Below are 15679 nucleotides of genomic sequence, written 5' to 3'. Positions count from 1 at the left end.
GAGTTTTATAGTGCAGTATTGGATCCCGGCAAGCTTAGTTGCCTCGTTATTTATCTCTGGTTGTTCTTTGTTCCCTGAAGAAGTAACAGAACAAAGCGCGGTTGAGGCAAAGCCTGTCGCTGAACTAAAAGTGCCCGCCGGATTAACCGCAGCGAAAAAACCTGCACAGTATGATATCCCGCCAGCGCCTAATGCCCCAGTGACTGAAGTTGAATTGAAGTCGCCAATGCAGGTGTTAGCTCTGGCCACCAATAGCAGGGTGGAAGAAGAAGAAAAAGAAGCCCGGATTTGGTTCGAGCGTTCAGAGTTCACAGGTGAATTGTTACCTTACCTGAAGAAAAATGTGCTGGATTTTGGTAAAGAAAAGCAAATAGAGATCACACAAAAAGACCAGGAAGGTTTGGTATTTGAAACCGGCTGGGTGAGTCGTTTTGAAGAAGAGGGCTTTTGGCTGTGGAAAGACATGGTCGAAAAGGAGCAAAGCCGTTTTCTGATCGTATTGGAACCTAAGCCTCATCGCCGTACTGTTGGGGTAAGAGTGCAGTTGCTTGAGCATCGTTTTATCGAAAACGATACCAAGCTATCTGCTATAGCGCAAAAGCGTGAAGAAGTGTATTTCCTGAACCGTTTGGTAGACAAAGTCGCTACTGTGGAATTGGTTCAGATTAATCTGAAAAAAGCTCAGTCCCGTCACATTACTCTGACCACAGGTTTTGACGCACAAGGCGATGCTGCCATGATCACAGGACAGTCTTTAGACGCATCCTGGGCACAGTTGGAATTGTTGTTTGAGCAAAACGGTTTTGTGGTTAATGATCTGGATCGAACGAAATACAGTTTTTTCCTCACGTATACCAAGCCTGAAACAGGTTTTTGGGATTCATTGTGGAGTGACGAAGAGACTATCGATGTGCCTTTAACCGAGGGCGATTATCAGGTGGTGTTAACTAAAGCTGAAGTTGGAACCCTTATAAGCTGGCGTGACAGTGAAGGAAAAGTTTTGTCTGCGGAACAAGTCAGTGCCTTACACCAGGCTTTAGTGAAGATAATTAAGAAAGGCAACATAGAGCTGTAACAGCTTTTGTCTGACCCGGTGTCCCTTCATTGGAGTAGTGTTGTCTTATAGAAAAAACCACCTACGGGTGGTTTTTTGCATTTTTATAAAATCAGTTGTGTCATATGGCGCTGTGATGGAAAACGCTGCAGCAGAGTTGAAATAAGGCTATGATTAGCCTCACTTTAATAAGAGAATCAAGGACAGCAGATGCTGGATGTGCAGGATTATCTGAAGATTTTTATCGGTATCATTGCGATCTTAAATCCGTTGGGAGCTTTGCCTATGTACTTATCGCTCACTGCTGATCACAGCGAGCAGGACAAAAAGCAAGTGGCGATCACCGCAGCCAAAGCAGCCAGTGTGATCCTATTGGTAACATTATTTTTTGGTGAGTTTATTCTTAGTTTCTTTGGTATTTCAGTCAATTCGTTCCGGGTCGGTGGCGGTATTTTAATTTTGTTGATGGCCATTTCGATGTTAAATGCTCAAACCAGTGGCGCTAAAAGTACCGAAGCGGAGCGGTTAGAGGCAACTCAGAAATCTTCTATTGCGGTGGTGCCGCTGGCTATGCCTATGCTGGCAGGACCAGGAGCCATTAGCTCAGTTATTTTGTATGCCAACAGAGCTGAAGGCTGGTTGCATTATTTAATTATTTCGGCAGAAATTGTACTTGTTGGTATTCTTCTGGCGATCCTGATGCGCTTATCAGGTAAAATAGCCAATAGATTAGGGCAAACCGGCATGAATATTATTACCCGTGTGATGGGACTTATTCTGGCGGCAATTGCCATTGAATTTATTAGTTTGGGCATAAAGGGAATTTTCCCTGTGTTGGCAGGTTAAGGGCTAAAGATGCGATTACTTATTGCGGCACTAAGTTTTGTCTTAGCTGCCAGTACTGCACAAGCAAAACAACTGACGGACTTGTATCAGGCGGTAGTTCCTGCAGGTCAAAGCCAAAGTCTTTGGCAACAACAGGCCTTGGCGCAGGTGTTGGTGAAAGTTGCAGTCAATCCGGCTGTGATTGAACAATCTGCCATCAAAGCTGAACTGAAAAATGCCGGTAATTATATAAAGACCTTTGCTGCTGTTAGTTCAGAACAGGGGCCTGCATTAAAAGTAGGGCTGGATGAGCAAAAAGTGCAGCAGTTACTGAGTCAGCATCAGATTGCCATTTGGGGCGCCAGACGACCTGCGATAGTGCTGTGGCTTGTCCAACAAACTGCTGAAAGTCGAACCTTTATGCAAGGCGCGGCTCATCCTGTATTGACTCAGTTGCAACAGCAGGCGAAAGCTATAGGTCTGCCTCTGGAGCTACCCACTGCAAATGACAGTTATGTGCCAACCTTATCGCAGGATGACGTCTGGGCCGGTAATTGGTTGTTGATTGAACAAGCCAGTTTGCCCTTTAGTGCCGATCAAAGCTTAATTTTGCTTTTTGACCAGCCTGCCACTGGTCAATACCGACTCACCTGGCAGGGGTATGAACAAGATCAGTTAATCAGCAATGAATTGTTGGCCAATTCCCAACAGGAATTAGCTGCACAGTTTCTGACTAGCCTGACCACGCAACTGGCCAGCAAATTTGCGGTGCAGCTTGGCAGCCAACAAGACCAGACTGAACTGGAATTGGATATTGAAGGACTGACGAATTTTGTGGATCAGGTCAAAGTACAACAAATGCTTAGTGCTATGTTGTCAGTCAAGCAAGTGACAGTAAAAGAGCGTAAAGCCGATTTACTCAAATTTAAAGTGCAACTGGCAGCTGACCGTAGCGCCTTTATTAATTCCCTGTCACTGGAACGTCGGTTGCAGTCGTTGCAAACAACAGAACAAACCGGCGCTGTCACTAATGGTACAGCAACGGCAGGTACCGAAACTACAGAAGTCACAGATGAACTTTTTGCAGAGATGGCGGCTGAAATGGCAACAGAGCCTTTGGCTGCGCCAACGGGGACAGAGTCTGCCGTACTGCGTTACAGGTATATTCCAAACTAATGACGCCGGTGCAATATACGCTGGCAGTCACACTGCCAGAAGACGAAACCCTTGATACCTTTTATGGGGCTGAGACCAGCCCTGTGGTGAGCTATATCAAACATTTTCTGACCAGGCCCTCTGAACATCGCCTGCCTTTGTATTTATTCGGCGCCAGTGGCAGTGGTAAGTCACATTTGTTGTACGCCGCTTGTGTACAGGCGCAGGAACTGGGTTTAACCAGTCAACTCTTGAGTCTGGAAGATTTTAAGGCCTGGAGCCCCAGAATATTGGACCAACTGGAAGAGCTGGATCTGGTTTGTCTGGATAATATTCAGGCCATAGCTGGCGATGTCAGTTGGCAGGTGGCGGTGTTTGATTTGTACAATCGCATGACGGAGCAGGGCAAAGCGCTGATTATTGTCGCCGATCAGGCTCCAACCGAACTGGGTATTACCTTGCCGGATTTAGTTTCACGTTTGCAGGCCTGCACCAGTTTTCAACTGAGGTTATTGGCTGATGAAGACAAACAAAAACTGTTGCAACAAAAAGCCCGTTTACGTGGCATGGAACTGCCGGATGAAGTGGCGAGATTTTTGTTAAACCGTCAGCAACGTGACATCCGCGAACTGGTGCAAATTCTCGATTTACTGGATAAAGCCTCAATAGTGCATCAGCGTAAGCTGACCATTCCTTTTGTCAAAGATATGCTGAGCTTATCTCACTGATTTTCAGCTGTTCTTTGCTGCTCAAACAGAAAAAAAGCCTTATTTTACGCAAGCTCTGAGCGTAAATCTGGTGTATTATTGGCACCTTTTTATACGACTTATCACCCCGAAGTCATTGATGCTACAGCTGGCCAAGCTGCAGTGTTCGTTTCGATAGGGATTAACGCTGGTCTGAGGATAGCGATGAACTTAACCGCCATTTTAGAAGAAGCCTTACAGGCAGTCGCTGTAGCGAACGATATCAACGCACTGGAAGATGTGCGTGTGGCCTTTATGGGCAAAAAAGGTAGCATCACTGAGCTGCTGAAGTCTTTAGGTGCCATGGATCCAGAGACCCGTAAAACGGCTGGTCAACAGATCAATGATTTAAAACAGCAAGTACAGGATGCATTAAACACTAAACGTGATCAGATGCAGCAGGCTGAACTGACAGAAAAACTGTCAAAAGAACAGATTGATGTGACGTTGCCTGGCCGTACTTTAGAAGTCGGTGGCCTGCACCCCGTCACCCGGACCATTCGCCGTATTGAGAGCTTTTTTGGTGAATTAGGCTTTGAAGTCAAACATGGCCCGGAAATCGAAGATGATTTCCATAATTTTGATGCATTGAATATTCCTGCGCATCACCCGGCCCGCGCTGATCACGATACGTTTTATTTTAATCCTAAGCTGATGCTGCGTACTCAGACCTCTGGTGTGCAAATTCGTACTATGGAAACAGAACAGCCACCGCTGCGCATCATTTCCCCAGGCCGTGTGTATCGTAACGATTACGATCAAACCCATACGCCGATGTTCCATCAGGTGGAAGGGTTAATGGTCGATAAAAATGTCAGCTTTACTGAGCTCAAAGGTATTTTGCACGATTTTTTGAATAACTATTTTGAAGAAGACCTGCAAATACGTTTCCGTCCGTCCTTTTTCCCTTTTACTGAGCCATCTGCTGAGTCTGTTGGCATAGACCCTGAAATCTACAGCGGCTTTGCTTTTGGTATGGGCGTTTCTAAAGCAATTCAGATAAGCGGGAGCAGATAATGAAATTCAGTGAATCCTGGTTACGTGAGTGGGTCAACCCGCAGTTATCGACCAATGAGTTAGCAGAACAAATTTCGATGGCCGGTCTGGAAGTCGATGGCATCGAGCCTGTGGCTGGCGAGTTTAGCGGTGTGGTAGTCGGCTATGTGGTTGAATGTGGTCGTCATCCGGAAGCCGATAAATTACAAGTCACCAAAGTGGATATTGGCACAGGTGAGTTATTAGATATCGTTTGTGGTGCAGCCAACTGCCGTCAGGGCTTAAAAGTCGCAGTAGCCACAGTAGGCGCTGTATTACCGGGCGATTTTAAAATTAAAGCCGCCAAGTTACGTGGTCAGCCATCGAACGGTATGTTGTGTTCTTTATCTGAGCTTGGCATGGCCGAAAGTTCAGATGGTATTATTGAACTGCCTGCTGATGCGCCGCTGGGCCAGAATATTCGTCAGTACCTGACGTTAGATGACCAGGCGATTGAAGTAGATTTAACACCAAACCGTGCTGATTGTTTGGGCTTAAAAGGTTTAGCCCGTGAAGTGGGAGTGTTGAATAATCTGGATGTCTGTCAGCCAGACATTGCTGCTGTTGCTGCAACGATCAGCGATGTAAAAGGTATTCAGTTATCTGCACCACAGGCCTGTCCACGTTATTTAGGCCGTGTGATTCGGAATATCAACACAGCGGCTGTAACGCCTTTGTGGATGGTAGAAAAGTTACGCCGCTCTGGTATCCGTTCTATTGATGCTGTGGTGGATGTAACCAACTTCGTCTTGTTGGAGCTGGGTCATCCGATGCACGCTTTTGATTTGGCAAAAATCGAGGGTGATATCGATGTGCGTATGGCCAAAGAAGGTGAAAAGCTCACTCTGTTGGACAGCAACGAAGTGACGTTAAAAGCCAATACGCTGGTGATTGCCGATAGCAAAAAAGCCTTAGCAATGGCCGGTATCTTTGGTGGACTGCATAGCGGTGTCACCAAAGACAGCAACGATATATTCCTTGAAAGTGCATTTTTCTCGCCTGTTGAAATGGCTGGTATTGCCCGTCAATACGGTTTACATACCGATGCTTCTCACCGCTACGAGCGTGGTGTAGACCCAGAGCTACAACGCACTGCGATGGAAAGAGCAACAGCCTTGCTATTGGCTATTGTCGGTGGTGAAGCTGGCCCTGTGGTTGAAGCTGTGTCTGAACAGCACCTGCCAAAAGCGGCTCAAATTGTGTTAACCCGCACTAAGCTGGATCGTATTTTAGGTATTTCTATTGCTACAGAGACTGTCACTGAAATTTTCCAGCGTTTAGGGATGCAGGTCAAAGTGTCTGGTGACGAGTGGCAGGTGACAGTACCCAGCTACCGTTTTGATATCTCTATTCCTGAAGATTTAATCGAAGAAGTAGCGCGAGTCTATGGCTACAACAATATCCCTAATGTGGCACCACAAGCTGCGCTTGCGATGAGCAAACATCAGGAAAGTCGTATTTCTGTGCATAGCTTACGTGATTTGCTAGTCGCTCGTGGTTATCAGGAAGCTATTACCTATAGTTTTGTTGATCCTAAAGTGCAGGAAACTTTATTCCCAGGTCAGTCTGCTTTGGTGCTGCCAAATCCAATTTCGGTTGATATGTCGGCGATGCGGTTAAACCTGTGGCCTGGTTTGTTACAGGCTGTGCAATACAACCAGAACCGTCAGCAAAATCGTATTCGTTTATTCGAATATGGCCTGAAGTTTATCCCGGATGCAAAGGCTGAAGGTGGTGTACGTCAGGTGCCGGTGTTAGGTGGTGTCATTGTTGGAAGTTATGGCAACGAACACTGGACTATCGCAGAGCGGGCCGTTGATTTTTATGATGTAAAAGGTGATGTGGAAGCGCTGTTAAGCTGCACTTCAGCTGCCGAGTGTTTTACTTTCAGCACAGGTGAACACAGCGCCTTGCATCCGGGTCAGACTGCCCAGTTAAACCGGGATGGTAAAGCTGTAGGTGTGCTTGGTGCCTTGCATCCGGAAGCTGAGCGTAAACTGGGTATTAAAGGCAAAGCCTTTTTATTTGAAATAGAGCTGGAAGCATTTGGTGATAAACACATTGTTTTAGCTCAGGAAACTTCAAAATACCCAGCAAACCGCCGTGATTTAGCTATTGTTGTGAAATCTGATGTGCGTTTTTCAGATATCCTTGCTACTATTAGAAAAGTTGGCGGAAATCAATTAGTTGACCTAAAATTGTTTGACGTTTACACAGGGCAGGGTGTTGCACAAGGCCATAAGTCATTGGCTATAGCTTTAACCTTGCAGGACAAGGCGCGGACGCTTGAAGATAAAGATATCCAACAGGTTATCTCTTCTGTGGTTGAGGTGCTAAGCAAAGAGTTCAACGCAACGTTGAGGGATTAAGAATGGCGCTTACCAAAGCCGATTTAGCAGAACGTTTATTTACCAAATTTGGCATCAGCAAGCGCGATGCAAAATTAATTGTCGAATCTTTTTTTGAAGAGATCCGCATTGCTTTGGAAGCAGGCGACCAGGTAAAACTGTCAGGTTTTGGTAATTTTGACCTGCGAGTAAAAAACCAACGGCCAGGCCGGAACCCAAAAACAGGTGAAGATATTCCTATCTCTGCCCGTTGTGTGGTGACCTTCAGACCAGGCCAGAAGTTGAAGAGCAGAGTCGAAGTCGGTACCGCCAAAAAGTAATACCTTCTCTCTATCGTAGAAAAAGGAGTGTTCCTCAAGGACACTCCTTTTTTATTTGCTTAAAAAGCTGTGGATTCAAAGTATGGATCCCCAATCAACGCTTTAATGCACTCTTTTCTCTGCTGTTTTGGTGTTCTGTCCAGATGATTACATAAAATCACGAGTTTGAACTTAAGTGATTAAATGTAAAGAAAATATAATAAAAATATAATTTTAATATAAAGAGTTATTTCGATGCCTTGCTAAGTTTTGAGCCGCAGGATGCAACTTCACATCATGGACTTCAAAATTCTTACCAAGGTACATATATGAAAAATAGAAACAAAGTACTGTTACTGGGAACTGCTGGTTGTTTTGCTTTATCCTTAACCTCAGTCGCTGTAGCTGCAGCAGTGGATCAACCCGTTTTGATCACTGCAGCAGATGTCGCGGTCATCGATCCTAGTGATGACAGTACTACCCGTTACATTGTGAAATACAAAAACGGCGGTGTAGGAAGTCTACAAAATGCGACTCAAGCTACTCCTGCATTCTCTGTGCAAAAAGCGGAAACCTTTGCTCGTAAATATAAAAGCAAAGTGATTAAACATTTAAGTTCAGTCAAATCGAGTGTGCTGGAATTAAATCCACGTCAGCTTAAAGCTATGGTGTCTGATCCTGAAGTGGAATACATCGAGGTTGACCAGAAACGTTATCTGTTTGACGTGATCACACCTATGGCCCAAAGCACTCCTTATGGTATTCCTATGGTGCAGGCTAATCTGGTCAGCGATGCCAATGCTGCGAATACCAAAGTCTGTGTCATAGATACCGGCTACACTCTAAGCCATCCGGATTTACCGAATTCTGGCGTTAGCGGTTTTGCTTTTTCCGGCCACGGCAGTTGGTCATCGGACGGTAATGGTCATGGTACTCATGTTGCCGGTACCATGGTGGCTCTGAACAATAACGATGGTGTGATAGGGGTGCTGCCTTCAGCTCAGTCTGACGTGCATATAGTTAAAATTTTTAATGATTCAGGAAACTGGACTTTTGCTTCTGATCTGATTGACGGGATCCAGTCTTGTCAGGATGCAGGAGCAAAAGTGGTGAATATGAGTTTAGGCGGCGGTAGTTCCAGTCAGACAGAACAAACCGCCATGACCAATTTTTACAACAGTGGAATGTTGTTAATTGCTGCGGCGGGTAACGCCGGTAATACCAGCTTGTCTTATCCTGCTTCTTACAACGCTGTGGTTTCGGTGGCTGCAGTAGATTCGAATCGTAATCTGGCAAGCTTTTCTCAGCGTAACGCTCAGGTAGAATTAGCAGGCCCTGGTGTTGCAGTGAATTCAACCTGGAATAACGGTGGCTACAATAGCATTAGCGGTACTTCTATGGCCTCACCTCATGTAGCTGGTGTTGCTGCGCTTGTCTGGAGTAACCATCCTCAATGTACAGCTCCACAAATTCGTAGCGCCTTGCAGGCGACAGCGCAGGACAGAGGCACAGCAGGGCGCGATAATTCTTTTGGTTTTGGTATAGTTCAAGCCAAAGCCGCAGTGGATTATCTGACGGCCAATGGCTGTAGCGGTGGTGGCGGTGGAGGTAATCCTCCACCAACAGGGGGGGAAACCTTTCCTAATCTTTCCGCCAGTACTGGGACCTGGTTACGTGGCTCTTACGTGATCCCCTCTGGCGTCAGTACTTTAACCTTTACCATTTCAGGTGGGACTGGTGATGCAGATCTGTACGTGCGTTACAACAGTCAGCCAACAGAAACGCTGTACAACTGCCGTCCCTATTTGAATGGCAATGCGGAGCAGTGCACTATCAGCAACCCACAGGCGGGTACCTGGCATGTAGGCATTAAAGCCTATACCACCTTTAGTGGTGTAACCATGAGTTACTCTTATTAAGTAACTAAGTATCGCCTTTATAAAAGCTGCGTCATCTTGCGCAGCTTTTACATTTTGCAAGGACAGCAAAATTTAGAACTCTAGTCTGGAGCTCTGGTTTGTTGAAAATATACCGTATCTGATATTCAAAAAATTTCTCTTGCAGTGATCCAATGAACCTGCTGATCTGTAAACAATTCTAGTCATCTCCGTGATTTTTTCTGTGAGTATAAATATGAGTATCCAAATCGGTGTCAGCGCTTGTGTGCTTGGTCAAAAAGTGCGGTTTGATGCCGGCCATAAAGCATCTGAATTTTGTAACAGCACCCTTGCTCCTTTTGTGTCTTATGTTCCTGTCTGTCCCGAACAGGCGATAGGATTAGGTGTGCCGCGTCCTGCCATTCGCTTACAGCTTAATGCCGAGCAGCAAGTGCGATTGGTCAATAGCAAAGACAGCAGCATTGACCACACAGAAGCTATGCTGCAATTTAGTCAAAAACTGTTGCCAGAGCTGAAGCAGTTGTCGGGCTATATCGTTTGCGCAAAATCACCCAGCTGTGGCATGGAGCGGGTAAGGTTAAATGATCAAAATGGTCATCAGTTGGGCAAAGTAGGTGTCGGGGTCTTTACCCAGCAATTGATGCATACCTACCCTTGGTTACCTGTAGAAGAGGATGGCCGTTTGCTTGACGCTAACCTGCGGGAAAATTTCGTCACCCGGATTTTTGCTTGCCATGACTATCAGCAGATGTTGCAATCCGGTTTTACTGTAGGCAAGTTGGTGGCTTTTCACAGCCGTTATAAGTTTTTGGTGATGGCGCATAGTCCAACAGCCTACCGGGAATTAGGCCGTTTAGTGGCTCAAGCCAGATTGTTTGCTCCTGATGAATTGGCACAGCGTTATTTACTGGATTTAATGCAGGCCTTAAAACAACAGGCTACCCGAAAGCAGCAGGCGAATGTACTGATGCATTTGCAGGGCTTCTTTAAAAAGATGCTGACAAGCGCTGCCAAACAAGAGCTTTTGGCCCTTATTCATAAATACCGTCAGGGGCATTTGCCTTTATTGGCACCTTTAACTTTGCTACGCCACCATTTGGCTCAGCATCCACATCAGTATCTGGCGGCACAGCAGTACCTGCAGCCGTTCCCCGATGAGCTGGGGTTACGCGCCTGATGAGTAACAACGCATTTTCTTTAGTCTGGCTGCGTAATGATTTACGTGTTTATGACAACCAGGCTTTATTCGAGGCCTGTCAGTCAGGTTTGCCTGTCGTTGCACTTTTTATCGCTACGCCAGATAGCTGGCAGCAGCACTTTATGGCGCCGGTCAAACAAGATTTCATTCGCCGCCGTGTGGTACAGCTACAAACAGAGCTTGCTGCTTTGAATATTCCTTTAGTGGCGATTGAGGGCAGTCATTACTCCGCTGTGCCAGAGCTGATGCAGCAATTAATCAAGGCTGGAGCGGAGCTCTTGTACGGCCACACCGAGTACGAACTGCGTGAGCGTGCACGTGATCGCAAGGTCAGCGATATTTTCGCTAAAGCCGGTAAAGCCTGTTTTTGGTTTGATCGCAAAGCGGTGATGCCACCTGGGTCTATCCTGAGCAAGACGGGCGGCATTTATCAGATTTTTACGCCTTTTAAGAAAACCTGGCTAGCGCGTTTGCGTGAAACGGGTGTGCGGTGTTTCCCTAAACCTAAAGCGCTGCCTGAAATAAAGTTGCAGCTGCCTGAATTTTCTGTGATGCAACAGGGCGATGGAAGTTCAGCCGCTTATGCCGTGGATGAATTGCATGCTCTTGAACAGATGCGACAGTTTTGCCGGGATAAAGCCGCCTTTTATCAGGCCGAACGCGACTTTCCCGCTTTAGCTGGCACCTCTTCCTTATCGGCGTATCTGGCGATAGGTGTGATTTCGGCACAGCAATGCATCAATCGATTGCAAATGGAAGCGGCAAACGACTGGGATAAAGAAAAATCTGGTGCAGCCGTCTGGCTTTCTGAGCTGGTATGGCGGGATTTTTATCACCATATTTTGATGGCTTTTCCAGAGCTTATTAAGCACAAGGCGTTTCAAAAAGACACAGATGGTATTGTCTGGCCAAACGACGCGGCACTATTTCAGGCCTGGTGCCAGGGTAAAACTGGTTATCCTATAGTCGATGCGGCGATGCGCCAGTTGAATCAAACTGGTTGGATGCATAACAGGCTGCGTATGATAGTGGCCAGCTTTTTGGTGAAAGATTTGCATATTGATTGGCGTTGGGGTGAGCAGTATTTCATGTCGAAGCTGATTGATGGTGACTTTGCTGCCAATAACGGTGGGTGGCAATGGGCGGCCTCAACAGGCACAGATGCCGCCCCTTACTTCCGTATTTTTAATCCTGTGACTCAAAGTGAACGATTTGACCCGGACGGCGTATTCATAAAACGTATGTTGCCGGAGCTTGCTGATATACCAAAAAAACAAATCCATTGGCCACATCCTTTGCCGATGTGGAATGAGTACGTTAAACCTGTGGTGGATCACAGCAAAGCCCGATTGAAAACCTTAGAGTTATTCCATACTGTTAAAAAACCGCAGGATGAAGTGGATCATGAATGAGACAAACACGACAGAACGGCTGGAACGTTTTTTAAATTTTTACAATAACTTAAGTCAAAATAACTTAGACTCTCTTGCTGAACTCTATGCCACTAATGTGGAGTTTATCGACCCTGTGCACCACATGCTCGGGCTTGAACAGCTGCAGCAGTATTTCTCTCATGCTTATGCACGCTTAAGTAGTTGTCATTTTGTTGCGACCTCACAAATTGCTAATCAGGATCAGGGTTGCCTGAGTTGGGTGATGACGTTTACTCATGACGCTATAGGCAATGGCAAACCTATCTCTGTGCACGGTTGTTCCATAGTGCACTGGAATAGTGAAGGCAAAATTGCGTATCACAGAGATTATTACGACTTAAATGAAATGGTATTGCAGCATATACCGCTGTTAGGCTGGGTCACGAACAAAATTAAACAAAAAATGGCAAAGGAAGCGTAGATGAAGATAGCAGTAATAGGCGGTGGTATTTCCGGCATGATCAGCTGGTATTTGTTGCAGCGCCAACATGAAGTCACTTTATTTGAAGCGGGTTCCTATCTGGGTGGCCACACTGCGACAGTAGATGTGAATGTTGAAGGTAAGGACTATGCCATCGACACAGGATTTATCGTATTCAACAACTGGACTTATCCATTGTTTAACAAGTTTTTAGCTGAGCTTCAGGTAGAATCTCAGCACACCCAAATGAGTTTTTCGGTGAAAAAAGCTGATACAGGTTTAGAATACAACGGCCATACCCTTTCAACTTTATTTGCGCAGCGTCGTAATCTGTTTCGGCCTTCGTTCTGGCGTATGCTGTTGGATATCGTCAAATTTAATAAGTTGGGTAAGGAGTTGTTGGAGCAAAATCATCCGGATCTGGATTTATTGATTGACGAGTTCTTAGCCAAACATAACTTAGGCAAAGCACTTCGCAATGACTATTTATTACCTATGGGCGCGGCGATTTGGTCCTCTGGTTTAGCGGATATGCCCTCTTTTCCACTGCGTTTTTTTCTACAGTTTTTTAAAAACCATGGGTTGCTGAATGTGACTGAGCGTCCGCAATGGTCTGTGATCAAAGGCGGTTCACGGCAATATGTACGGGCTTTATTAAATACACTCAACCCTGCACAGCTCAAACTAAATAGCCCGGTAAAAGCGGTAAATAGGGATGCCGAAGGTGTTACGCTAGAGTTTATCGACGGGCGTATTGAGCGTTTTGATCAGGTCGTATTTGCCTGTCATAGCGATCAAGCTTTAGCTCTACTTAAGGATGCCAGCGACGCCGAACGGCAAGTTTTGGGCGGCATTGCTTATCAGAACAACGACGTGATTTTACACACGGATGATCGTATTTTGCCTCAACGTAAAGCCGCCTGGGCCGCATGGAACTACCATCTGACAGATGCTGCATCCAGCCATGCAACTTTGAGTTACAACATGAATATTCTGCAGGGCATCGAAGCGCCTGTTACTTTTGTGGTAACGCTGAATCACAGTAATGCTATTGATCAGAACAAGATTTTAAAACGTTTTCAATACGCTCATCCTGTGTTCAATCACTGCACTATTGCTGCGCAGCAACGCCGTGGTGAAATCAATGGTGTTAATCATAGTTGGTTCTGTGGTGCTTATTGGTATAACGGTTTCCATGAAGATGGTGTGCGAAGTGCGGTCGATATAGCCAGAGCCATGGGAGTGGAGTTTTGATCCCACCAGGCCATGCGTTATTAACAGGAGAAGTAGGGCATAAACGTTATCTGCCGAAAGTACACGGCTTTGACTATCAAGTGCATTATTTTTGGCTGGATCTGAATGAGATCAACAGTATTCCGGCAAAAGGCTGGTTATGGTCAACTGCTCGTTTTGCTGCATGCAGCTATCGACGTTCTGATTATTTGTCCGGACCTGAGGATTTGGCTCAGGCGGTCCGGCTCAAAGTGCAGAGCTTAGGCTGTACTGATACTATCAGTAAAGTTTGTATGATGAGCCCGCTGGCGAATTGGGGCTATTACTTTAGTCCACTAACCTTGTATTACTGTTTTGATGATACACAGCAGTTAGTTGCGTTATTGGCCGAGGTAAGTAACACACCATGGAATGAACGGCATTATTATCTGGTACCAGTGCAAAGCTCTGAAAAATCGCAGTATCAGCATGACAAGGCTTTTCATGTGTCGCCCTTTAATCCTATGGATATGCAATATCACTGGACAGTGCTTGCTAATTCAGAAAAACTAGAATTAGCTATCACTAATTATAAAGATGAGCAAAAGGTATTCAGTGCCTGGTTTCATCTGTTGTCTCAGCCTTTTACTCAGACAGCACTTAAAGCTTTATTGATCCGTCGTCCATGGCAAAACGTACAAGTGATGACACGAATTTATTGGCATGCATTAAAACTGCTACTCAAAGCAGTGCCTGTATATGGCCACCCTAAGTCAAAGGAAACAGCAAGATGACGGTTTCGATCACCGAACAATGTCCTTTTCAAAATCTGAGTTGGTTTGATAAAACCTGCCGTAAGTTGGTGCTAAATCATTTAAGCCAACTTTTGTACGGCGCAATCTTATTAGTTGAAGGCCAGGAAAAAACCCTGTTAGGCGATAGCAAGGGTGAAATGCAATGTACTCTTACCGTAGTGGATCCTGATTTTTATCAAAAAATGGTGTTTGCAGGCTCTGTTGGGGCAGGCGAGTCTTACATTTTAGGACAGTGGCGTTGTGATAACTTAACTTTATTAGTGCAGTTGTTAGCGCGTAACTCGGCTCTTTTGGATAAGCTGGAATCTGCCTGGGCCAGATTAAGTAAACCTGCATTAAAACTGTTGGATTGGCGTAATCGTAATACGAAGGAGCAGTCGAGGAAAAATATTGCGGCTCATTATGATCTGGGTAATTCCATGTATCAGCTGTTTTTAGATCCAAGCATGATGTACTCCAGTGCAGTGTATGAAACGGAAGACTGTACACTGGAACAAGCGCAAGTCAACAAACTGAAATCCATTTGTGACAAGCTACAGCTAAAACCGACCGATCATCTGATTGAAATAGGTACGGGCTGGGGCAGTATGGCTATTTTTGCCGCCCGTAATTATGGTTGTAAAGTCACCACTACCACTATTTCACGCGAGCAACATGATTATGCAGCTGAAAAAATCCGTGAAGCTGGTCTGGAATCTCAAATTACTTTGTTGTTTCAGGATTACCGAGATTTAACAGGAACTTATGACAAGCTGGTTTCTATTGAAATGATTGAAGCCGTTGGTGATGACTTTCTCGATCAATACTTCGCGAAATGCTCAAGCTTACTCAAAGATGATGGTTTGATGGTATTGCAGGCTATTACCATAGCGGATCAACGTTATAGCCACTATGTCAAAGAAGTTGATTTTATCAAACGTTATATTTTCCCTGGTGGTTGCTTGCCCTCTATTCAGCGTATGAGTAACGCCGTCGCTAACTATACAGATTTAGTATTGCGCCAAGTGCAGGATATAGGCTTGGACTATGCCCGGACTTTACAGCATTGGTGTCAGAACTTTATGGCGTCACGGGATAAATTGCATCAGCTTGGCTATGACGATGAGTTTATCCGGCTTTGGCATTTTTATCTGTGTTACTGCGAAGGTGGTTTTTTGGAAAGAGCGACCAGTGCTGTGCATTTGGTCTTTACCAAACCATTGAACAGGAACAAAATCTAACTTTTCGTTGCTTAATAAAG

Annotated in this window: 14 protein-coding genes; all 14 read left to right on the top strand. The window is 45.5% G+C overall.

Annotated features, from left to right (window positions below):
* The first annotated feature begins 10 nt into the window (after positions 1 to 10).
* The 14 genes from bamC to IEW88_RS15130 all read left to right on the top strand — a co-directional run bounded on the left by bamC (position 11) and on the right by IEW88_RS15130 (position 15659).
* Positions 11 to 1075, top strand: coding sequence for an NlpB/DapX family lipoprotein (bamC, locus tag IEW88_RS15195; protein ID WP_185148622.1), 1065 nt, complete (start codon positions 11 to 13; stop codon positions 1073 to 1075).
* A gap of 189 nt (positions 1076 to 1264) precedes the next feature.
* A complete protein-coding gene (locus IEW88_RS15190) occupies positions 1265 to 1900 on the top strand; it encodes a YchE family NAAT transporter (protein WP_147904795.1) in 636 nt (211 codons plus the stop codon).
* A 9-nt stretch (positions 1901 to 1909) separates the two neighbouring features.
* The gene (locus IEW88_RS15185; protein ID WP_147904794.1) at positions 1910 to 3055 is read left to right on the top strand and encodes a DUF2066 domain-containing protein; all 1146 of its coding nucleotides are present in this window, start codon (positions 1910 to 1912) and stop codon (positions 3053 to 3055) included.
* Positions 3055 to 3762, top strand: coding sequence for a DnaA regulatory inactivator Hda (hda, locus tag IEW88_RS15180; protein ID WP_147904793.1), 708 nt, complete (start codon positions 3055 to 3057; stop codon positions 3760 to 3762). The genes IEW88_RS15185 and hda overlap by 1 nt, the downstream gene beginning before the upstream one ends.
* 183 nt (positions 3763 to 3945) lie before the next feature.
* Positions 3946 to 4797, top strand: a complete 852-nt coding sequence (pheS, locus tag IEW88_RS15175) for a phenylalanine--tRNA ligase subunit alpha (protein ID WP_188713513.1) — start codon at positions 3946 to 3948, stop codon at positions 4795 to 4797.
* A complete protein-coding gene (gene pheT / locus IEW88_RS15170) occupies positions 4797 to 7184 on the top strand; it encodes a phenylalanine--tRNA ligase subunit beta (RefSeq protein WP_147904791.1) in 2388 nt (795 codons plus the stop codon). The genes pheS and pheT overlap by 1 nt, the downstream gene beginning before the upstream one ends.
* Before the next feature lie 2 nt (positions 7185 to 7186).
* Positions 7187 to 7483 carry an integration host factor subunit alpha gene (ihfA, locus tag IEW88_RS15165; protein ID WP_008898181.1) on the top strand — a complete coding sequence of 99 codons (297 nt, stop codon included), beginning with the start codon at positions 7187 to 7189 and terminating at the stop codon, positions 7481 to 7483.
* Between the two features lie 308 nt (positions 7484 to 7791).
* Positions 7792 to 9381 carry a S8 family serine peptidase gene (locus IEW88_RS15160; protein WP_147904790.1) on the top strand — a complete coding sequence of 530 codons (1590 nt, stop codon included), beginning with the start codon at positions 7792 to 7794 and terminating at the stop codon, positions 9379 to 9381.
* 214 nt (positions 9382 to 9595) lie between these two features.
* Positions 9596 to 10537 (top strand): YbgA family protein, encoded by a 942-nt coding sequence (locus IEW88_RS15155; protein ID WP_147904789.1) that lies wholly within the window; start codon positions 9596 to 9598, stop codon positions 10535 to 10537.
* Positions 10537 to 11970, top strand: coding sequence for a deoxyribodipyrimidine photo-lyase (gene phrB, locus IEW88_RS15150; RefSeq protein WP_147904788.1), 1434 nt, complete (start codon positions 10537 to 10539; stop codon positions 11968 to 11970). The genes IEW88_RS15155 and phrB overlap by 1 nt, the downstream gene beginning before the upstream one ends.
* Complete coding sequence (locus IEW88_RS15145; protein ID WP_147904787.1) at positions 11963 to 12412, top strand: nuclear transport factor 2 family protein; 450 nt, start codon at positions 11963 to 11965, stop codon at positions 12410 to 12412. The genes phrB and IEW88_RS15145 overlap by 8 nt, the downstream gene beginning before the upstream one ends.
* Positions 12413 to 13666 (top strand): NAD(P)/FAD-dependent oxidoreductase, encoded by a 1254-nt coding sequence (locus IEW88_RS15140; RefSeq protein WP_147904786.1) that lies wholly within the window; start codon positions 12413 to 12415, stop codon positions 13664 to 13666.
* The gene (locus IEW88_RS15135; RefSeq protein WP_221411436.1) at positions 13663 to 14418 is read left to right on the top strand and encodes a DUF1365 domain-containing protein; all 756 of its coding nucleotides are present in this window, start codon (positions 13663 to 13665) and stop codon (positions 14416 to 14418) included. Before IEW88_RS15140 ends, IEW88_RS15135 begins: the two co-directional genes overlap by 4 nt.
* Positions 14415 to 15659, top strand: a complete 1245-nt coding sequence (locus IEW88_RS15130) for an SAM-dependent methyltransferase (protein WP_053424802.1) — start codon at positions 14415 to 14417, stop codon at positions 15657 to 15659. Before IEW88_RS15135 ends, IEW88_RS15130 begins: the two co-directional genes overlap by 4 nt.
* Positions 15660 to 15679 lie beyond the last annotated feature (20 nt).

This window comes from Rheinheimera tangshanensis (assembly GCF_014645135.1).
Lineage (GTDB): Bacteria > Pseudomonadota > Gammaproteobacteria > Enterobacterales > Alteromonadaceae > Pararheinheimera > Pararheinheimera tangshanensis.
This window is presented reverse-complemented; position numbering and strand designations above follow the sequence as displayed.